Consider the following 20,418-nt stretch of genomic DNA (forward strand, 5'->3'; position numbering starts at 1 on the left):
CGTCGCGTCGCTGCCCCCGGTCGCCCGGACGGCCCCACCGGAGCACCGGTGGGGCCGTCGGGTGTGCAGAGGTCGATCAGTGCATGAGCACCGGCGCCGGGGTGGCGCCCTCCTCGTCGTCCAGCAGGTGCGAGGGCTCCTTCTTCCGCGGCAGGAAGGCCACCGGGATGAGCGCGAGCAGCACCAGCACGAACGCGACGGTGAACGTCGTCCCGAAGCCCTCGGCCATGGCCTGCAGGGGGTCGGGCGACCCGGGGACCCGCGAGGTGAGCTGGTTGGTCAGGACCACCGAGAGCACCGCGGTGCCGATGGAGCCACCGATCTGCTGGACGATGTTCACCAGCGTCGAGCCGCGGGCGACCTCGTGGTTGGTCAGCGACTTCAGCGCCGAGGTCATGATCGGCATCATCGTGCCGCCCATGCCCAGGCCCATGACGAACAGCGCGCCGCAGAGCACCCAGTAGGAGGTGTCCGCGCCGACCTGGGTGAAGACGAAGAAGCCGCTGGCCATCACGAGCAGCGCGACCGGCACGGTGCGGCCGATCGGCACCTTGTCGGCGAGCACGCCGGCGATCGGCATCGTGACCATGGCGCCCAGGCCCTGCGGGGCGATCAGCAGACCGGCCATGAGGGTCGTCTCACCGCGCACCTGCAGGAAGTAGGACGGGAACAGCAGCCCCGCGCCCATGAAGGCGATGACGAAGACGAACATCGACACCGTCGCGATCGTCAGCCGGCGGTTCGTGAACAGCCGCAGGTCGATCAGCGGCTTCTCGGTCCGCAGCGCGTGCGCCACGAAGGTGAGGATCAGCGCGACGCCGATGGTCGCCGAGATCCACACCCGCGGGCCGAAGGACGCACCCTCGCCGCCCTCGGCGATCGAGGAGACGCCGAAGAGGAACAACGCGAGGCCGGGCGAGAGAAGCAGCATGCCCAGGAAGTCGAACGGCTCGGTCGTGCTCGGCTCGTCCTTGGGGAGCACCGTCCAGGAGTACACGAGCGCCGCGAGGCCGATCGGCAGGTTGATCAGGAAGATCCAGTGCCACGAGGCGACGTCGATCAGCCAGCCGCCGAGGATCGGGCCGGTGATCGGGCCCAGCAGCATCGGGATGCCCAGCACGGCCATGAGCCGGCCGATCCGGTCCGGGCCCGCGGCGCGGGTCAGGATCGTCATGCCCAGCGGCATCAGCATGCCGCCGCCCAGGCCCTGCAGGACGCGGAAGGCGATGAGCATCTCGATCGAGGTGGCCACCGCGCAGAGCACGGAGCCGGCGGTGAACAGCGTCAGCGCGGCCAGGTACAGGCGCTTGGTGCCGAAGCGGTCGGCGGCCCAGCCGGTCAGCGGGATGACGGTGGCCAGGGCCAGCGTGTAGGCCGTCATGGTCCAGGCGACCGTCGCGTAGGTCGCGTCGAAGACGTCCTGGAAGGTCGGCAGCGCGACGCTCACCACGGTGATGTCGAGGATCGACATGATCGCGCCGAGGACGACGACGCCGGCGATCTTGAGGACCGCGCCGTCGATCTTCTCGGGGTACACCGGCGGCAGCGGTGGAGCGGACTCGGTCACAGGCAGTTCTCCTGGTCTGGTCGCGGGGCGAGGACGCCGCCCGCGAGGATGTCGGTGAGCACCCGGTGCAGCTGGTCGCGCTGCTCCGGGGGGAGGGCGTGCGTGAACGCCTCGAGCGAGCCGTGCTTGGCCTGGATGTGCTCGGCCGCCAGCTTCTCCCCGAGCGGGGACAGCGACACGAGCTTCACCCGGCGGTCGTTCGGGCTCTCGCGCCGCTCGACCATCGCCAGCCCGACCAGCTGGTCGACGTTGCGGCCGGCGGCGGCCATCGAGAGGCCGAGCGCGTCGGCGATCGCGTGGATGGGCAGGGGCTCCGCCCTCCTGGTCAGCAGGAAGAGCGTGCGGGCCTGCGAGAACGACAGGTCGCTCTCGGCCAGCGCGTCCAGACCGTCGGACTCGCCGGCGCTCATCAGACGCTTCACGAACTCCACGAGCACGCCCAGGAGGTCGTCGGGGTCGGCAGGCACCCGGAGATGCTAACGCCGATGCAACCTTTGACCGAGTGAAACGTTTTTGAACGCGCGATGACCTTGGCCACACGCTGCGACGACGGATCGTCAGGCGGTGAGGACCGCCCACCCCCGGGCCGGGAGCGAGACCCGGCCGCCGGCCAGCCGCCCGTTCCCGCAGGCGACGGCGGTCGCGTCGGCGGCCGGCAGCTCGACGGGCGCGCTGCCGAGATTCAGGGCCACCACGACCGCCTCCCCGGCGGTGCCCGTCCGGAGGACGACCTGCTCGTTCACCAGCTGAACGACGTCGGTGTGCGCCCGCACCAGCCACGGGTGGCGGCGGCGCAGCGCGATCAGCTCGCGGTGCGCCTCGAGCAGGGAGCGGGCGCCGGCGTCCAGGTCCCCGGGGTCCGGCGGGCGGGGTGGGAACTCGGGGCGCACGGCGTCGTCCCCGCCGACCCGCTGCTCCTTGACGCCGGTCCAGCCGTACTCGTCGCCGGCGTACACGCTCGGCACGCCGGCCACGGTGAACAGGACCGCAAGGGCGTGCGGCACCAGGTCCGGGCGCACGGCGGAGGCGATCCGGGTGACGTCGTGGTTGCCGACGAACGTGGAGGGCACGAACGTCGCCAGGAGGCCGTTGTGCCGCTCCAGCGCGTGGGCCGTCTCGAAGAAGTTGCGCTCGGCGAGGCCGTGCCAGACCCCCTGCCACAGCTCGTACTGGGTGAGCGAGTCCATCGTCGAGGCCCGCACGACCGCGGCGGCGTCGCCGTGGATGACCTCGCCGGTGAACCAGGCCCCGGGGTGGGTGCGCCGCACCTCGGGCAGCACCCGCGCCCAGAACTCCGGCGGCACCGCGTAGGCGGCGTCCAGGCGCCAGCCGTCGACGCCGCGGTCCAGCCAGTGCCGCATGACCGCGACCACCAGGTCGGCCACCGCGGGCGAGGAGTGGTCCAGGGCGACGAGCTGCTCGTGGCCCTCGAACACGTCGGCGCGCACCGGGTCACCGGGGCGCCAGCCGGACCAGTCGACGCGGAACAGCTCCGCGGTCGGCGCCGCGGGGCCCTCGGCCTCGAGCTGCGCGAACGCGGGGTGGCCGCGGCCCACGTGGTTGAACACACCGTCCAGCAGCACGCGGACGCCGCGCGACCGTGCCGCGGCGAGCAGCCGGTCCAGGTCGCCGTCGTCCCCGAGCCGGGGGTCGAGGCGGAAGTGGTCGACCGTGTCGTATCCGTGCGTCTGCGACGCGAAGACCGGTCCGAGCGCGAGGCCGTTCAGGCCCAGCCCGACGAGGTGGTCCAGCCAGGCCTCCACCCGGTCGAGCCGGTGGACGACCGCCTGCCCGTCACCGGCGGTGGCCGGCCGCACGGGGGCGCCGGTGAAGCCGAGCGGGTAGACGTGCCACCACATGACCGTGTCGGCCCAGCCTGCGCTCACGAGGCGTCGGTGACGAAGTGCCGCCAGTTGCGCATGTACTCGACGAACACCGGCGACAGGCCTTCGCCGGCCAGGTGCTCCGGGCTGACCGGCGTCCTCACCGGCAGGAAGTCACCGTCGCGCCGCACCTGGTCCGGGAAGTCGTGGTGCAGGATCGCGGCGCGGCCGACCATGACGAAGTCCGCGCCCCGCTCGAGCGTCTCGGCGGCGCCCCGGCCGGTGCGCACCTTGCCGGCCACGCCCAGGCGCGTGCTGCCGCGGTCGAGGTCGGTGAACCAGTCCATGAGCGGGCGGGAGGCGTACGCCTCCTCGACCGGCTGCTTGGCGACGTCCCACAGCGACATGTCCAGGTAGTCGACGTCGCCCCTGCCCATCAGCTCGGCGGCGACGTCCCGGATCTCGCCGAGCCGCAGGCCGAAGCGCTCGGGCGACAGCCGCACGCCCACCTGGAAGTCGGGGCTGCACCGCTCGCGGACGGCGCGCAGGATCTCCCACAGCAGGCGCGCGCGGTTCTCCAGGGAACCCCCGTAGCCGTCGGTGCGACGGTTGCTCTCCGGCGACAGGAACTGGGCGACGACGTAGCCGTGCGCGCCGTGGACCTCGATGCCGTCGAAGCCCGCCTGTTGGGCGCGCAGCGCGGCGACCGCGAAGTCCTCGACGAGCTGCCCCACCTCCTCACCGGTCATCGCCCGGGCGCCGGTCTCCTCGTCCTCCGACGGACCGACCGGCTGCCCGACCAGCTCCTGCGGCGACCGGATGCCCGCGTGGTGCAGCTGCAGCGAGGCCAGGGAGCCCTCCGCCTTCACCGCGGCGGCCAGCCGGGTCAGCCCCGGCAGGTGGTCGTCGGAGAAGACACCGAGCTGCCCGGGGAACCCCTGCCCCCCGGCCTGGACGTGCGCGGCGCACGTCATGGTCAGCCCGTGCCCGCCGCGCGCCCGCAGCGCCAGCCAGTGCAGCTCCTCGTCGGAGAGCTGCCCGTCGGGGTGGCTCTGCGTGTTGGTCAGCGGGGCCAGCCACAGCCGGTTCGGCGCGGCCGGGCCGGAGGCCAGCGTCAGGGGCGTGAAGAGGTCGGACACCCGGCCGAGCGTACGGAGGGGGCGCCCACCGGCTCCGTGCGGTGCGGATCAGGCCGTGGCGGCGGTGATCGTCGTCCGGGAGCGGTACTCCAGGTCGCCGAAGGCGTCGGCGTGCCGCTGCACGTAGGCGGCGACGAAGGGGCACAGCGGCAGCACCTTGAGCTCCTGCCGCCGCACGTCGTCCAGCGCCTGGCGGACCAGCTCCGACGAGATCCCCCGGCCCTCGTGCCCGGGGAGGACCTCCGTGTGGGTGAAGACGACCAGCTCGGGGGTCCGGATGTACTCCGCGATCGCCGCCAGCTCGCCGTCCACGCGCCCTTCGTAGCGGCGCTGGTCGGATGCGTCGGTCATCTGCACCTGCACGGGGAACCCCTCTCCGGGCGGCCGGGATCTGCTCGACGAGTCAACACGCCGGAGCGCCCCGTTGACCAGCCCCGGCTCACCGGGCGGCGGTCGCGCGGTCGCTCCGGGCGCCGGTGACGCGGTCGGGGTAGGAGCCGGTGAAGGAGACCAGCCACCAGATCACCGCGATCGGCACCACCCAGTTCAGCGCCAGGTCGCCCAGGTGCGCCGAATCGCGTCCGGTGGGGTGCTCGTCGAGGAGGGTCACCAGCACCCCGGCGAGGCCGATCACGACCAGGCCGGCGCCCCACGCCGCGCTGATCACGCGGTTGATCGACCGGAAGGTCGGCGAGGACCACAGCTCGCGCGGCGTCGTCTGCCGCGCGTACTCCTCGGTGAACGGCCGCACCGAGGCGGTCGCCAGCACGTAGCCGCCGAGCAGCACGCCGACCAGCGGCCGGCCCCAGGTCCAGAGCCAGTCGTCCACGTCGCCGCCACCCGCGAAGCCGACGACGGCGATGGCGCCGAACAGGACCAGCGAGACCAGGTTCAGCGTCACCGGCCCGTGGGTGCGGGCCGCGAGGGCGAGCGCCACCAGGGTCATCGCCACGGCGAGCAGAGCGCTCCAGGCGACGGCGTCGGCTGCCATCCGGTTGGCCACGAACGAGAAGGCGATCCAGGGCAGGAAGCCGAGGACGAAGGAGAGCTTGTTCATGCCCCGGACCGTGCCGAGGGGGCGTCCAACCCCGGTCCAACCCCGGTCCGCCTCACCGGGCGTGCTCGTCGAGCCAGCGGGCGAGGGCCGGCTGGGCGAGGTAGGCGATCGTGGCGTGGGTGGCCTCCGGCACCACCTCGAGGTGGATGTCGTCCCCCTGCGCGCGGGCGGCCTGCACGAACGCGTCGGTGTCGGCCGGCAGCACGAGCTCGTCGTCGGCGCCCTGGGCGATGAACACCGGCGCGGCGATGCGCTGCGAGCCGGCCGAGTTCTCCTTGAGCAGCGTCGCCCACGGCTCGGTCGTCGTGGGGTCGACGGCGAAGAAGTGCCCGACCAGCGGCTGCCCGATGCGGTGCAGCTCGCCGAGGTGCGAGAGCAGGCACAACCGGTTCATCCCGGGCAGCGCGGCCACCGCGTCGGGCGTGAGCACCGCGTCCAGCCGCGCGCCCGGGACGGTCGGTCCGTACACGTCGACGAACGCCGGGAAGGCGTAGGAGCCGATGGTGACCCCGGAGATGTCGTCCAGGTGCGAGCGCATGAGCGCGGTCAGGTCGGCGGCGGGAGCGGCGGCGGCCACCGCGACGACGTCGAGCTCCGGGGCGTACTGCGGCTGCGCCTCGGCGGCCAGGAGGACGGCCTGCCCGCCCTGCGAGTGACCCCAGAGCACCACGCGCTCCCCCGCCTCCGCCCCGTCGACGTGCTGGGCCGCCCGGACGGCGTCCAGCACGGTGTGCGCCGCGGTGGCCCCCACCAGGTAGGAGTCCGGGCCGTCGGTGCCCATCCCGGCGTAGTCGGTGGCGACGACGGTGTACCCGCGGTCCAGCATCAGCCGCAGCCCCTCGATGCCGAGGAAGGGGTCGAAGCCGCGGGAGGGCGCGCAGGTGGCGGCCGTCCCGGTCGTCGGGTGGCCCCACGCCAGCACCGTGCGGCCGCCCGACGGGGCGGGCGTCCGCGGGGTGACGACCACCCCGGTGACCACCACCGGCTTCCCGTCGAGGTCCGTCGACCGGTACATGATCCGCCACGCGCGAGCACCGGCCGGCGTGCCCTCGAGCGCCTCGCTCCTCACCAGGGTGCCCGGGTCCCCGTCGGCCGCGCCGGCGGGCTGGGCGTAGAAGGCGTCGATCCCGGAGCGCTCGGCGGCGTCGCCGACCACCCGCGGGCCCTCCAGGACGACGAGGCCGCCGACCAGGACGAGGACGCCCACCGCGGCGATCCGGAACGCCCGCCGTAGCCGGTGCCGGCCCCGACGCCGCACCGCGCCCGGGTGCCCGAGAGTGCCGTCTCCGTCGCGCTGCGCCGTGCTCATCGAGGCCGCTCCAGGTCCGCCGGTCGTGCTGGGGTCGCGGCGGACCCTCCCCGCCGCGGCTCCAACGGCGCTCCAAGCGCACGGGCCCGTCGCGGGCGTTGGAGCACGGTTGGACGACCGGCCCGCACGCTGGCCCCCGCACGCGGAGCGGGAGGGAAGCCGGTGGACGACGTCGTCTCGATCGACACGCTCGCGCTCGCGGCGGCGGTCGCGCTGGTCGCGGCCGTGCTCGTCGGGCTGCTGCCCCGCCTGCCGGTGCCGCAGGTCGTCCTGCTGCTGGCCGGCGGCATGCTGATCGGCCCCGACGTCCTGGACCTGGGGGCGCCCGGGGACGTGCGCGTGCTCGCGGACGTCGGGCTGGGCTTCGTCTTCCTGCTGGCCGGCTACGAGATCGACCTGCGGATGTTCCGCGAGGACCCCGGCCGGCGGGCGCTGCTGTCCTGGGCCATCTCGTTCGGCCTGGCCGGGATCGTCGTCACCGTGCTCGCCGCCGGGGACGTGCTGGAGGGTTCCCTCCCGGTGGCGCTGGGCCTCACCACCACGGCGCTGGGAACGCTGCTGCCGGTGCTCCGCGAGGCGGGGCTGCTCGCCGGCCCGCTCGGGCGCCACCTGCTGGCCACCGGCGGGGTCGGCGAGCTGCTGCCCGTGCTGGTCATCGCGGTGTTCCTCGGCAGCCAGGGCCGGCTCACCGCGCTGGTCGCGCTCGGCGGCGTCGCCCTCGTCGCCCTGGTGCTCGCCCTGCTGCGGCACGGCGTCCGAGAAGGCAGCCGGCTGGCCGAGGTCGTGCGGGCCGGGCAGCACGAGACCGCCCAGATCACGCTGCGCGGCACGGTCCTGCTGCTGCTCTCCCTCGTCGCGCTCACCGACCGGTTCCACCTCGACGCCGTGCTCGGCGCCTTCCTCGCCGGCATGGTGCTCCGGCACTGGGTGGGCACCGCCGCCCCCGCGCTCGAGTCCAAGCTGGACGCCGTCGGCTACGGATTCTTCGTCCCCCTGTTCTTCGTCTACTCCGGGATGAGCCTGGACCTGGGCGCCATCGGCGAGGCGCCGCTGCTCCTGGGGCTGCTGCTGGTCTGCCTGCTGGCCGTGCGCGGTGGACCGGTGCTGCTGGTCTACCGCCGCGTGCTGGCCCGCCGGGAGCGCGTGCAGACCGCACTGGTCAGCGCCACCGCCCTGCCGGTGCTCGTCGCGCTCACCGAGGTCGCCGTGCGCAGCGGCACGATGACGACCGACGAGGCCGCCGCGCTGGTCGGCGCCGGCGTGGTCACCGTGCTGGTGCTGCCGGCCCTCGTCGTCACCCTGGCGCGCCGCGCCGGGGCACCGGCCGCAGCGGGGGGCGCACCGGTCGGCCGCGGGACGAGCACGCCGTGACCTCGGTCCTCGACGCCGGTTGGGAGGTCTGGGCAGCCGGCCTGCTGGCGCTGCTCGCCGCGGCGTTGTTCGCCTTGGCCTCGGCGGTGGAGCAGCGGTCCGCTGCATCCGTGCCGGACGAGCACGCCCGGGGGCTGGACCTGGCGCGGCTCCTCCTGCGCTCCCGTCTCTGGTGGAGCGGCTGGCTGGCCGATGCGAGCGGGTACTTCGTGCAGGCCGCCGCCCTCGGCCTGGGCTCGCTGCTCCTCGTCCAACCACTGCTGGTGACCACGGTGCTGTTCGCCCTGCCGCTGGCGGCCCGGTGGTCGGGGCGCCGGTTGCGCCGCTCGGACCGGGCGTGGTCGGCGGTGCTGGTGGCCGCGCTCGGGATCTTCATGGTCATCGGCAACCCGACCGCGGGGGCGGACTCCGCCGGCTGGCGTGCGTGGCTGCCGTCACTGACCGTGCTCGCCGCCGCGTGCGCGGTGTGCTTCGTCGGCGCGGCGGTGCGCCGAGGGACCGCACGCGCGGTGCTCCTCGCGGTGGCCACCGGCATGATCAACGGCACGAGCGCCGCCCTGACGAAGGGCGTCGTCGACCTGCTCGGCGACGGGCCCGCCGCCGTGCTCGGCCACTGGAGCTCCTGGCTGCTGGCCACCACGCTCCTGCTCGGCGCGTTCGTGCAGCAGTCCGCCTACCAGGCGGGTCCCCTGGAGGCGTCGCTGCCGGCCACCACGGTCTTCGAGCCGGTCGTGGCCGCGGTGCTGGGCGTCGTCGTCCTCGGTGAGCGGCTGCAGGCCGACGGGGTGGAGTGGGTGCTCATCGCCGTGCTGGTCGTCGCCATGGCGGCGGCGACGGCGGCCCTGGCCCGGGCGTCCGTGGAGGACGTGCGCGCGCCGGCGCCGACCTGATCCGCTCAGGACGACGCCGCGGCGGCGATCGCCCGGCCGCGGCGCCGCTCCAGGAGGGCGAAGGCGAACGGCGGCAGGGACAGCACGACGGTCGCCGCCGCCAGCAGCAGCACGTAGACCGCGGTGCTGCCGGTGGCCAGCTGGCTGGGCGGCACGAACCCGAGCAGGAACGAGAACAGGCAGCCCAGCAGGCCCACCCCGCCGACCAGCCAGACGCCGGTCAGCCCGCCGGGGATGCGGTAGGGCCGCGGCACGTCGGGGCGGGTGTACCGCAGCCGGATCACCGAGGCGAAGACCAGCGCGTACATCGCCACGATGACCTGCGCGGTCACCGCGGAGAGCATCCAGTAGGACGTGCTCACGCTGGGCACGACGACGAACAGCAGGGCGAACAGCGACCCGGCGACGCCCTGGGCGACCAGCAGCGCGACGGGGACGCCGTTGCGGTTCGTCCGGCCCAGCCGCTCGGGCGCCAGCCCCTCCCGGGCGACGACGGAGACGCCCGTCGCGGGGCCGAGGATCCACGGCGTGAGGTGCGCGATCCCGCCGATGGCGACCACCAGCGCCAGCGGCGCCAGCAGCCAGTCCGCGGAGAAGGTGTGCAGCACGCTGGAGAACAGCTCCATCGTCCCCGACACCAGGCTGATCTCGTGCTGCGGCAGCACGAAGGCCATGAACAGCGAGCCGAGCACGGAGAACGCCACGGTGATGGCCACCGCCAGGGCGATCGCCCGCGGCACGGTGCGGCCCGGGTCGCGGGTGTCCCGGGCGTGGAAGCCGGCCATCTCCATGCCGGTGAACAGCAGGATGATGCCGCCGAGGAACGCCATGTCGCCCAGGTGCACGTCCGGCACGAGGGCACCGGCGGAGAACCGGATCTGCGATGCGTCACCGCGCAGCAGGAACGCCGCGCCCAGCCCGACGACCAGCAGCGCCGGCAGGATCGAGCCGGCCACCGTCCCGACCGCCCCGATCACCGAGGACGCCCGCACCCCGCCCAGCGCGGCCGCCGTCGTCCCCCAGAAGAAGACCAGCATGACGACGACCAGCCAGACCTTGTTCGTGGCCAGCGACGGGTCGACCGCGTACGCCAGCGACGCCGCGATGAACGAGAGCACGGTCGGGAACCAGGCGACGTTCTCGGCGTAGTCGCACCACACGGCCAGGAAGCCGGTGCGCCCGCCGAAGGCCTCCTTGACCCAGGCGTAGACGCCGCCGTCGCGCGGGAACGCCGTGCCGAGCTCGGCGGCGGCCATCGAGATCGGCACCAGGAACACCAGGATGGACAGCGCGAACAGCGCCAGCATCGACCAGCCGTACTCGGCCATCACCGGCAGGTTCCGCGCGCTCACGATCGAGGCGACGTTGATCATCGCCAGCGCGAGCACGCCCAGCCGGGCGGTCCGCGCCGGTGCGCTCACCGGGCGCCCTGCGCGCGCAGCGCGGGGACCAGCCGCTCGCGGACCTCGCCGTCCCCGGCGCCCTGCAGCAGCACGGTGCCGTCGCCCAGGGTGAGGACGGCGCCGCTCCCGCGCGGTCGCACCTGCGACTCGAACCGCCGCGCCGCGGCGTCGCGCCCGGCGGCCGAGCCGAACCGGTCGACGACCACGGTGGCTGCGTCCCCCGGGCAGTCCGCCGCGACCGCGTGGGCCCGGCCGGACACCGCCCCGGCCGACCAGCCCTCGTCGTCCTCCGCGGTGGAGCAGACCTGGAGGCCCGCGGCCCGCACGGCGCGCTCCACCAGCTCGTCCGCGTCGTCCCCGAACGGGGCGCGGCCGCCGCCGGCCCACAGCACGAGGCCGAGCACGGCGAGCAGCGGCGCCAGCACGACGGCGGTCCCGAGGACGGTGCCCGGCCTCACGCCGCCGTCCGCCCCGCGGGTGCCGACGGCGACGGCGCACCGCCGACCGCCCGCGGGACGAGCAGGTCGCCGAGCCCGGGGACGGCGAGGAAGCCCTCCGCGCCGGCGTACCGCAACCCCACCCGCGGCAGGTCGGCGACCGAACGGACCGCCAGCACCCGCGGCAGCCACTCCGGGTCGAACCGGGCGTTGAAGTCGCGCAGCGACCGGATCTGGAAGAACGGGTTGAGCACTCCGACCGCCCACCGCGCCATCCGCTGCGCCGGGGTGAAGGGGACGTCGTCGGCGAACAGCCGCCCCCACATGGCGAAGTTCATGGACAGCCGCCGCACGCCACGGTCCCGCAGCGCGCCGGCCGTCGAGGCGATGAGGAACTCGGTCATGCCGTTCGGCGAGTCCGGGTCGTGGCGCATCAGGTCGAGCGTGTAGCCGAACGAGGGACCGTAGGCGGGCACCAGCCGGAGGAAGCCACCGGGCACGCCGTCGGGGCCGACGGCCACGCAGAGCAGGAACTCGGGGTTGGCGCCGGCGCCGCGCACGTCCTGCGACAGCGACATGGTGAACCCGCGCTCGGGGTGCTTGCCCCGCCAGCGGGCGCTGATCCCGTTGAGCTGGTCGACCAGGCCTTGCGGGGCGTCGGACTCGGCGAGCAGCCGGAACTCGTGGGTGCGGCCCACCCGGCGGACCGCGGCCCGCAGGCCCTTGCGTGCCGCGCCGTCCAGGGTGAAGCGGCGGCAGTCGATGATCGCCTCGTCCCCGAGGTAGACCGAGGTGAAGCCGCGGGAGGAGTACAGCGGCATGCTCGCCTCCCGCGCCGCGAGCAGCGCCGGCGTCCAGCCCCGCTCCTCGCACATGGCGAGGAACTCGTCGAGCACCCGGACCACCGAGTCCCGGGCCCCGACCGGGTCGCCGGAGACCAGCGCGTAGCCGCCGACGTAGGTGTAGGCGAGGAACGCCTCGCCGTCCTGCGAGAAGAAGAAGCTCTTGTCGTCGCGCAGCGAGAAGTAGGCCAGCGTGTCCCACCCGTAGGTGCGCACCAGCCGGGTGGCCCGCTCCCAGTCGGTCTCGGTGTGCGGCCGGGCCGCGACCACCGGGCGCAGCAGCAGGACGGCGAGCAGCACCGCCCCGGTGATCCCGAGGGCGAGCAGCGCGTCGGGCAGGAAGCGGGCGACGAACGGTGACTCGTACTCGTAGGGGCCGTCCAGCCCGATCAGCCCGCCGAACACCGTCGCGAGCGCCCCGCCGAGGGTGAGCGCGGGCTCGAGGTGGTCGCGCTCGGCCCACAGGGTGGTGAGGCCGAACAGCAGCACGCCGCCCAGGTAGAGCGGCACGAACCGGACGACGCGCAGCAGCGACGGCGGGTCGACCGGCGCCCGGAACGCCGACCGGTTGCGCACCAGCGCGGCCAGCATCGCGGCGCACAGGACCGCGGCGACCGGGTGCGGGCCCTTGAGGACGTGCAGGACGGCGGCCGCGCCGAAGACCGCGACCGCCACCTGCCAGGCCCGTTCCCGGTGCCGGGCGAGCGAGTCGGCGATCACGAGCAGCAGCAGCCCGGCGACGACCGAGCCGACCGCCCCGGCGACCGGCAGCCAGAGCGGGTCGAGGTCGGTCGCGCCACCGCCGACGCGGTCGTGCACCACCGGCAGGCGGACCAGGAGCTGGAGGACGCCGCACACCGCGGTGAGGCCCGCGAGCACGCGGACGGCGAGCGGGTGGGCGCCCGCCCGCGGCGGCCCGGCCGGCACGGGGGGCACCGCGTGCGCCGAGGGCGCCACCTCCGGCAGGGCGACCACCGACGCCCCGTCGTCCGCCGGCCCGTCGGTGACGGCCGGTGCAGCCGGCCGGGCGCCCCCCGGTCCGCCACCGGGCGGCGGGGCGAACTCCGGGCGCAGGGTCGGGAAGAGGATGACCTCGCGGATGGAGTCGACGCTGGCCAGCAGCATCACCAGCCGGTCGATGCCGATGCCCAGGCCCCCGGTGCAGGGCATGCCGCGCTCGAGCGCGCGCACGTAGTCCAGGTCGACGTCGCCGGCCTCGGGGTCCCCGTGCTGCTTGGCCCGCGCCTCGGCCTCGAACGCGGCGAGCTGCTCGACGGGGTCGTTCTGCTCCGAGTACGCGTTGCTCAGCTCGAAGCCGGCCACGATCAGCTCGAAGCGCTCGACGTAGGCGGGGTCGTCCCGGTGGGTGCGCGCCAGCGGCGAGACCTCGCGCGGGTAGTCGATGCAGAAGACCGGGCCGACGACCGAGTGCTGGACGCGCTCGTCGTAGACCTCCTTCATGAGCCGGCCGGCGCCCCAGCCCGCCTCGTAGGCCAGGCCGAGCCGGTCGAGCACCGCCCGGGCCTGCTCGATCGGCATCGCCGGGTGCATGGTGGCGCCGGTCGTCTCGGCGATCATGTCGGCGAAGCGCCTGCGCGGCCACGGCGTCGCGCCCAGGTCGATGGCGTGCCCGCCGTAGTGCACGACGAGGTCCTCCCCCAGCGCGGCGCGCGCGGCGCTGGTCACCATGCCCTCGACCAGGTCCATCATGTCGCCGTAGTCGGCGAAGGCCTGGTAGGCCTCGAGCATCGTGAACTCGGGGTTGTGCCGGGTGTCGATGCCCTCGTTGCGGAACACCCGGCCGATCTCGAAGACCCGCTCCAGGCCACCCACGATCAGCCGCTTGAGGTGCAGCTCCAGCGCGATGCGCAGGTAGAGGTCCAGGTCCAGCGCGTTGTGGTGGGTGATGAACGGCCGGGCGCTCGCCCCGCCCTGGATGGTCTGCAGCACCGGCCCCTCGACCTCGGTGAAGCCCGCGTCCTCGAGGTGCCGGCGGATGGCGCGCACGGCCGCGTGCCGGATCCGGAAGATCGCGCGGGTGCGCTCGTTGACCTCGAGGTCGGCGTAGCGCTGCCGGTAGCGGGTCTCGACGTCGGTCAGGCCGGCGTGCTTGTCCGGCGGCTCGAGGAGTGCCTTCCCGAGGACGGCGAAGTCCTCGACGCACACCGACAGCTCGCCGCGGTGGGTGCGCATCACGGTGCCCTCGACCCCGAGCCAGTCGCCGCGGTCGACGTCGTCGAACTCGGTGTGCCGTTCGGCGCCCAGCACCGAGGTGTCGACGAACAGCTGGACCGCGCCGGTGCGGTCGCGCAGCGTCGCGAAGCTCAGGTACCCCTGCCGCCGGATCAGCTCCACCCGCCCGGCCAGGCGCACGGTGTCGGCCGTCCGCTCGTCGGGGGCCAGGTCGGCGTGCCGGGCGACGACGTCGGCGGCCGTGGCGTCGGTCGGGAAGCGGTAGGGGTAGGCCGCGACGCCGCGGGCCTTGAGCGCCTGCAGCTTCGCCAGGCGCCGCGCCCGCTGGTCGGCGGCTCGGTCGACGGTCATCGGTGCGGGGTCGCCTCTCCGGAGTGCCGGCCGCGCGGCCGGCGGTCCTGCGGTGCCGTGCAGCCCGGACTCTCGGGGCCGCCGCTCCAACGGCGCTCCAATCCGGTGCGCGCCCGCCGGCCGGTGGGCGGCCCGGCCCCGGTTGGCGTGATCTTGGAGCGCCGGGCCGGATCCTCGGTGCCGTGGACTGGGAGGGCGAGCTGCTGCCGGAGCTGACCGGTCGGCGCGGGGTGGTGGGCTGGCTGGTGCTGGGCTTCCTGACCACGTTCCTGGTCACCCGGTTCGTCACCCACGCGATCCGCACCGGGCGCGGCCCCTTCCGCGACGCCAGCGTCGGCGGCGTGCACGTGCACCACGAGGTCTACGGCATCTTCCTGCTGCTCGGCACCGGCACCGCCGAGTTCGCCTACCGCCCCGACGGCGGCTGGGTCATCGCGCTCGCCGTCCTCTTCGGCGCCGGGGCCGCGCTCACGCTCGACGAGTTCGCGCTCTGGCTGCACCTGGAGGACGTCTACTGGTCGCGCGAGGGCCGCAGCTCGGTGGACGCCGTCCTCATCGCCGCCGTGGTGGGGCTGCTGCTGCTGGTGGGCGCCAACCCCTTCGACGCCGACCGGGCGCAGGGCGAGGCAGCGGTGGCCCTGACCGTGCTGCTGCACCTGTGCTTCGCCGTCGCGGCCATCCTCAAGGGGCGGGTCGTCCTGGGCGTGGTGGGCGTGTTCGTGCCCTTCGTCGCCCTCGCCGCGGCGGTGCGGCTGGCCCGGCCGGCCAGCTGGTGGGCCCACCGCTGGTACCCGGCGGGGAGTCACCGCGCGGCCCGGTCGCTCGCGCGCTTCCCGCCCGGGCGCCGCAACCGGTGGGACCGGCTCGTCGACCTGTTCGCCGCCGTCCCCCGCCCCGAGGCCGCGCCGGCGGACGCGCACCCGGTGGCGTAGGCCCACGACCGGCGCATCCACGCCGCGCAGACACCTTCCCCCGGGGCGCCGCATGCGGTACGCAGGCGCCCGATGCCGCTCCGGCAGCGCGGTACCGGGCGCTCAGGTGGCGCTCGCGTTCCCGGGTGGGAGGACGTCCTCCACCGCGAGGCCACGACGGGCGGCTTGCCAGGAGGCCGCCCGTGCTGCCCGAACCCGACGCCGGAGAACTGCTCATCCGCGATCTGGGGCCGCTCGAGGTCGAGCGCGCGGGGGCCCCGGTCGGGCTGGGCGGCACGCGGCTCAGCGCGGCCCTCTCGCTGCTGGTGGTCAACGCCGGCCAGCACGTCGGCGTCGACGCCCTGTCCGACGCCATGTGGGGCGCCGAGTCGCCGGCGCGGTCGCCCTCGACCCTGGACTCGCACGTGTGGCGGCTGCGCAAGGCCCTCGAGCCCCGGCGCGAGCGGGGCTCTCCCTCCACGGTGCTGCGCCACGAGCACGGCGGCTACCGGCTGGTGGTGTCGCCCTCGGCGATCGACTCGACCCGTTTCACCGCCGCGACCGACGGGACCCGGGCGCTGCTCGCCTCGGGCCGGGCTCCCGACGCCGGCCGGCACGCGGAGGAGGCGCTGCAGCTGTGGCGGGGCCGTCCCTACGCGGGGTTCACCGACGAGCCGTGGGCCGTGGCGGCGGTCGCACGCCTGACGGAGGCGCGCGACCAGCTTCGCGAGCTGCACGTGGAGGCCCTGCTCTCCGCCGGATCACCGGACCGGGCGCTGCTGACCCTGGGTCCGGTGCTGGCCGAGACCCCGCTGCGCGAGCGGCTCTGGGGCCTGCGCATGCTCGCGCAGCACCGCCTGGGCCGCGCGGAGGAGGCGCTGCGCAGCTACGCCCAGGTCCGCCGGACGATGCTCGACGAGCTCGGCCTCGAGCCGGGGGCCGAGCTGCGCGAGCTGCACGGTCGCATCCTGGCCGAGGACCCCACACTGGCCGGCCCGGCCCCCGCGCCCGTCGTCGTGACCGCTCCGCCGGTGCCCGCACCGCGACCCGCGGGCGACGACCACTCCACCGGCGAGCCCGCCCCCGACGAGGCATCCACGGCGGTGCACCTCCCCCACCGGGCGTCCCCGCTGGTCGGCAGGGAGGAGGACCTGGCCCGCCTGACCGAGCTGGTCCCCCGGACGCCGCTGACCACCCTCGTGGGCGCGCCCGGGTGCGGGAAGACACGGCTGGCCGTCGAGGTGGCGCGCACCCTCGCCGACCGGTTCCCGGGCGGCGTCTGGTTCGTCGACCTCACCGCGACGCGGGACACCGGGTCGCTGCTCTCCGCCGTCGCCTCGGCCCTGGCGTTCGCGCCCGCGGACACGGCGCGGCCCGGTGCGGCGCTGCGCGCCTTCCTCCGCGACCGGCGCGCGCTGCTGGTGCTGGACGGCTGCCAGCAGGTGCTCGACCCCGTCGCTGACCTGGTCGACGAGTGGTTCCGCGGAGCGGGCGGGTTGACGGTCCTGGCGACCAGCCAGGAACCGCTGGAGGTCGACGGCGAGGCCGTCTGGCCGGTAGGGCCCCTCCCCCTGCCCGCGGGGGACGACGACGTGACGTCCTCCCCCGCCGTCGCCCTGCTGCTGGACCGGCTCGTCGCGGCCGGTGCCGACCGCGACGACCTCGGGCTGCTCACCGCCGCGGTGCGGATCGCCACCGCGGTGGACGGCGTCCCCCTGGCCCTGGAGCTGGCCGCCGGCCGGTGCCGGGCGTTCAGCCTGGAGGAGATCGCCCACCAGGTCACCGCCGACCCCAGCTCCCTGGCGCGCGCGGGCCGGGGCAGCGACCACCACCGCACGGTCCGTGCCGCGATCCAGCAGAGCTACGCCCTGCTGCCGCCCGAGGAGGCCGCGGTGCACCGCGGCGTCTCGGCCCTGCCCGGCCCGTTCACCGTGGCCGCGGCCGCGGCCCTGCACCGCGGTCTGGACGGCGACGGGGCGGGCGAGGGCACCGCCGACGTCGTCGCCCGGCTGGTCCACCACTCGCTGCTGACCCCGCTGGGGCCATCCCGCGCGGGCGGTCCCTCGCTGTTCACCCAGCTCGCCACCGTCCGCGGGCACGCCGCGCACGTCGCGGCCGACGACGCCGCCCGGTTGCGCCGGGCCCGCGACGCCTGGGTGGCGGACCTGGTCCGGGACAAGCCACCGCTGGGCCAGGTGACCGAGAGCGCCTGGTTCGACGCGCTCGACGACGACCTGCCGGCACTGCGGGCCACCCTCCAGCACCTGCTGGTGGAGGAGCCCTCCGCCGAGGGCGTCCGGCTGGCCGCCCGCCTGGGCACCTTCTGGTACTTCCGCAGCAAGACCATCGAGGGCCGGGCGTGGGCCGAGCGGGCGCTGGAGCACGAGCACCTCGCCGATCCGCTGTCGGCCGCGCTGGTCCGCCTCGTGCTGGCCCACCACCTCGCCTCCGGGGGTCAGGCCGGGCTCGCCGAGCCGCACGTCGCCGCCGCGGCCGCGCTGCTCGACGGCAGCGGGGAGGGCTCGTCGCGGCTGGTCACCGAGATGCACGTGCTGCTGACCCACTCGCTGGTCATGTGCCGGGCCACCGGTACCGCGCGGCAGGTCGCCGACCGGGTGCGGGCCGCCGCGCCGGCCGGCGAGGACCCCGAGCTCGACCTGTTCGCCGATGTCGCTGCGACGCACGTCGACAGCCTCGAGGGCGCCGTGCGCGAGGAGGTGCTCATCGAACTGCACAACCGCGCCCACGAGCTGCGCAACGTGCACGTGGCGCTGCTCGCCGCGGGGATCGCCGTCGACGCCGCGATCGCACGGGGTGACGCCGAGCGCGGCTGGGCGTGGTCGGACCGGATGATCGCCCACCGGCTGACCCTCGGGAACACCGACGGCCCGGTCGTGTTCGAGCTGCGCGCCCTGGTGGCGGCCATGAGCGAGCGGCCCGGGGAGGCCGTCCGGCTCTTCGCGGCCGCGCGCACGCAGGCGCTGCGCAACGGCCTGCGGTGGCCGGCGACCGAGGGGACGGCGCGGGTGCTGCCGCAGGCCAGGCGGTCCCTCGATCCGGCCGAGGCGGAGCGCGCGGAGGCCGCCGGCTCCCGGCTCACCCTCGCCGACCTGGTGGACGGGCCGCGCACTGCCGAGGCGGCCGCCACCTGAGCCGCCCCGCAACGGGCCTCCATCAGCGCCGGACCGGCACCGGCCGGTTCTCGAGGACCCGGTGCAGCCACGGGTACACCGCGGCCGCCCACACCTGCTGACCGAGCCCCGCGCAGTGGCCGTCGGCGCCCCGGTCCGCGGTGAGCCGCACCAGCTCGGCCGGCGCGGTCAGCGCGTCGACGAGCTGCTGCCCGCTGCCGCCGGCGAAGTCGTGCTCGGCCTCGACCACCAGCGTCGGGCAGGTGATGCCCCCGGCCCTCGGCAGCATCGAGAAGCGCCGCAGCTCCGCGAAGTACTCCCCCACGTCGGTGAGCCCGTGCGCGGCCATGCGCGCACCGAAGAACTCGCGGCGGCGCGGATCGCGGCGCATCTGTCGCCGCACGACCGGAGCCGCGAGGCGGGCGGCCGGCCCACGCGGTAGCCGGGCGGACATCTCCGGCTGCGCCGGGTCGCAGACCAGGGCGGCGATCCGGTGCTCGACGGCCGCCGCGCGCGGAGCGAGGTAGCCGGCGAACGAGCGGCCGATCAGGACCACCCGCGCGGGATCGACCTCCGGCCGGGCGAGGAGCCGGTCGAGGACGGGGGTGAGCACCGATTCGTAGTCCGGCCGCAGGGTCAGCCCCTGCTCGATCAGCACGCCCCCCTGACCGGGACCCTCGACGACGAGCGCGTTGTACCCGCGGTCGAGCGCGGGCGGGACGTCGGCCCACCCGTACTCAGCGGTCGAGTCGTACCCGCAGGGCAGGACGACGGTCGGGCGCGCGGTACCGGAGGCGTCCGGGGCGAAGAACCAGCCGCGCAGCGAGGTGCCCTCGTACGGGATGCCCATCGGCTCCGCGGGGTGCTCCATGAGCTCCGCGGCGGCGGCGAAGTCCGCCACATGCCGTCGGTAGCCCTCCCTCAGCCGGGGATCGGCGAGGTCGGAGCGCAGGTAGTACCAGCTCTGCCGCCGGTACTCGGACGCGCGGAGGAAGGCGTGCCGGGCGCTGACCCGGTCGCCGGCCGCCGCGGCCGCGGCCGCCGTCGTCTCGGCGACCTCCGCCGCCTGTGCCCAGCTCGCGAACCACGCGTCGCGGTCGGCGGAACGGATGCGCCGGGCCGCGGCCATCGCCTCGCCGAGGTCGGCCGCGTGCACAACGGCCATCGACAGGGTGCGGGCCAGCTGGCCGTCCCGGTCGGGGTCGGCGAAGTGGATGCGGGCGGGGTCGGCCACCGCACTCACTCCCCGGTGTGCGAGCTCGGCGGACCGGACGAGGCATCGCGCCGGCGGGTGAGCAGGTACGTCGTCCCCGCTGCCGCACCGACCACGACGAGGCCGCCGGCCGTGATCCAGCCCCACGGGGTGCTGCTGCCGGTCTCCTCGTCGACGACGGTCGCCCGGCTGCCGCTGCCCGCCTCGGCGTCGGCGCCGGCGGCGGCCGTCGGTTCCGGAGCCGTCCCACCCCCCGTCCCCGCGCCCGACGTGCCGGCGCCCGAGCCGCCGGCGGGGGTGGTGCCGCTCGTCCCGCCGCCCGAGGGGGTCGGGCCGGCGGTGCTGCCCCCGGTGACCGTGACCGTGGTGGACGCCGTCCCGTTGCTGCAGGTGAGCAGCACGTCGTGGGCACCGGCGGAGGCGCCGCGGGCGATGGTGGCCGTGCCGTCGAACGCCGTCGGGTCGGTCTTCGAGAACGACTCCGGGGCGGTGAAGGCGTCGCTGGTCACCGACTGCAGCACCGGGTCGCCGGCGCCGTCGGCCGCGGTCGGGCACGTGCCGGAGATGCGCACGGAGGATCCCGGGGCGGCCGACGCGGGCGACACCTGCACGGCGCCCGGCTCCGCGACGCCGCCCGGTGAGGGAGCGGCGAGGGCGGTGCCGGTCGAGAGCGCCAGCACGAGGAGCGAGCCGGCCGCGGCGGCGGGCAGGAACGGAAACGGTGTGCGCATCGGGGGCCTCCCGGTCGGGACGCCCGGCGGGCGTCTGCGGGGACCGACCC

The 20,418-nt window shown here is 75.3% G+C and carries 16 protein-coding genes; 4 read left to right on the plus strand and 12 right to left on the minus strand.

Annotation, left to right across the window (positions count from 1 at the left end; all coding sequences use genetic code 11):
* Nucleotides 1–76: 76 nt before the first annotated feature.
* From ACI79H_RS10050 to ACI79H_RS10080, 7 genes are all read right to left on the minus strand, one after another.
* On the minus strand, nucleotides 77–1,567 hold the full coding sequence (locus ACI79H_RS10050) for a DHA2 family efflux MFS transporter permease subunit (protein ID WP_456554235.1): 1,491 nt from the start codon (nucleotides 1,565–1,567) through the stop codon (nucleotides 77–79).
* Entirely contained in the window at nucleotides 1,564–2,034 is a 471-nt protein-coding gene (locus ACI79H_RS10055; RefSeq protein WP_456554236.1) for a MarR family winged helix-turn-helix transcriptional regulator, read from the minus strand. The genes ACI79H_RS10050 and ACI79H_RS10055 overlap by 4 nt, the downstream gene beginning before the upstream one ends.
* A 90-nt stretch (nucleotides 2,035–2,124) precedes the next feature.
* Nucleotides 2,125–3,453 (minus strand): alpha-amylase family glycosyl hydrolase, encoded by a 1,329-nt coding sequence (locus ACI79H_RS10060; RefSeq protein ID WP_456554237.1) that lies wholly within the window; start codon nucleotides 3,451–3,453, stop codon nucleotides 2,125–2,127.
* Entirely contained in the window at nucleotides 3,450–4,529 is a 1,080-nt protein-coding gene (locus ACI79H_RS10065) for an NADH:flavin oxidoreductase (protein WP_456554238.1), read from the minus strand. The genes ACI79H_RS10060 and ACI79H_RS10065 overlap by 4 nt, the downstream gene beginning before the upstream one ends.
* Before the next feature lie 48 nt (nucleotides 4,530–4,577).
* The gene (locus tag ACI79H_RS10070; protein ID WP_456554239.1) at nucleotides 4,578–4,880 is read right to left on the minus strand and encodes a GNAT family N-acetyltransferase; all 303 of its coding nucleotides are present in this window, start codon (nucleotides 4,878–4,880) and stop codon (nucleotides 4,578–4,580) included.
* A gap of 88 nt (nucleotides 4,881–4,968) precedes the next feature.
* Nucleotides 4,969–5,586, minus strand: coding sequence for a hypothetical protein (locus tag ACI79H_RS10075; RefSeq protein ID WP_456554240.1), 618 nt, complete (start codon nucleotides 5,584–5,586; stop codon nucleotides 4,969–4,971).
* A 52-nt stretch (nucleotides 5,587–5,638) separates the two neighbouring features.
* The gene (locus ACI79H_RS10080; protein ID WP_456554241.1) at nucleotides 5,639–6,895 is read right to left on the minus strand and encodes an alpha/beta fold hydrolase; all 1,257 of its coding nucleotides are present in this window, start codon (nucleotides 6,893–6,895) and stop codon (nucleotides 5,639–5,641) included.
* 162 nt (nucleotides 6,896–7,057) lie between these two features.
* Between ACI79H_RS10080 and ACI79H_RS10085 the strand changes: the two genes are divergently transcribed.
* Both ACI79H_RS10085 and ACI79H_RS10090 read left to right on the plus strand, forming a co-directional pair.
* A complete protein-coding gene (locus ACI79H_RS10085) occupies nucleotides 7,058–8,266 on the plus strand; it encodes a cation:proton antiporter (RefSeq protein ID WP_456554242.1) in 1,209 nt (402 codons plus the stop codon).
* The gene (locus ACI79H_RS10090; RefSeq protein ID WP_456554243.1) at nucleotides 8,263–9,156 is read left to right on the plus strand and encodes a DMT family transporter; all 894 of its coding nucleotides are present in this window, start codon (nucleotides 8,263–8,265) and stop codon (nucleotides 9,154–9,156) included. Before ACI79H_RS10085 ends, ACI79H_RS10090 begins: the two co-directional genes overlap by 4 nt.
* Before the next feature lie 5 nt (nucleotides 9,157–9,161).
* Here ACI79H_RS10090 and ACI79H_RS10095 read toward each other — a convergent pair whose 3' ends face one another.
* The 3 genes from ACI79H_RS10095 to lysS are packed head-to-tail and all read right to left on the minus strand — an operon-like array spanning nucleotide 9,162 to nucleotide 14,382.
* Nucleotides 9,162–10,577 (minus strand): amino acid permease, encoded by a 1,416-nt coding sequence (locus ACI79H_RS10095; RefSeq protein WP_456554244.1) that lies wholly within the window; start codon nucleotides 10,575–10,577, stop codon nucleotides 9,162–9,164.
* Nucleotides 10,574–11,017 (minus strand): hypothetical protein, encoded by a 444-nt coding sequence (locus tag ACI79H_RS10100; RefSeq protein ID WP_456554245.1) that lies wholly within the window; start codon nucleotides 11,015–11,017, stop codon nucleotides 10,574–10,576. The genes ACI79H_RS10095 and ACI79H_RS10100 overlap by 4 nt, the downstream gene beginning before the upstream one ends.
* On the minus strand, nucleotides 11,014–14,382 hold the full coding sequence (gene lysS / locus ACI79H_RS10105) for a lysine--tRNA ligase (RefSeq protein ID WP_456554246.1): 3,369 nt from the start codon (nucleotides 14,380–14,382) through the stop codon (nucleotides 11,014–11,016). The genes ACI79H_RS10100 and lysS overlap by 4 nt, the downstream gene beginning before the upstream one ends.
* A 182-nt stretch (nucleotides 14,383–14,564) precedes the next feature.
* Here lysS and ACI79H_RS10110 point away from each other — a divergent pair, with 182 nt between their 5' ends.
* Nucleotides 14,565–15,314 (plus strand): hypothetical protein, encoded by a 750-nt coding sequence (locus ACI79H_RS10110; RefSeq protein WP_456554247.1) that lies wholly within the window; start codon nucleotides 14,565–14,567, stop codon nucleotides 15,312–15,314.
* 182 nt (nucleotides 15,315–15,496) lie between these two features.
* On the plus strand, nucleotides 15,497–18,445 hold the full coding sequence (locus ACI79H_RS10115; protein WP_456554248.1) for an AfsR/SARP family transcriptional regulator: 2,949 nt from the start codon (nucleotides 15,497–15,499) through the stop codon (nucleotides 18,443–18,445).
* A gap of 22 nt (nucleotides 18,446–18,467) precedes the next feature.
* Here the strand turns inward: ACI79H_RS10115 and ACI79H_RS10120 are convergent, their stop codons facing one another.
* Both ACI79H_RS10120 and ACI79H_RS10125 read right to left on the minus strand, forming a co-directional pair.
* Nucleotides 18,468–19,658: an alpha/beta hydrolase family protein gene (locus ACI79H_RS10120; protein WP_456554249.1), complete on the minus strand. Its 1,191-nt coding sequence runs from the start codon at nucleotides 19,656–19,658 to the stop codon at nucleotides 18,468–18,470.
* Nucleotides 19,659–19,663: 5 nt separating this feature from the next.
* The gene (locus tag ACI79H_RS10125; RefSeq protein WP_456554250.1) at nucleotides 19,664–20,368 is read right to left on the minus strand and encodes a hypothetical protein; all 705 of its coding nucleotides are present in this window, start codon (nucleotides 20,366–20,368) and stop codon (nucleotides 19,664–19,666) included.
* Nucleotides 20,369–20,418 lie beyond the last annotated feature (50 nt).

Source organism: Blastococcus sp. SYSU D01042, from assembly GCF_054050515.1.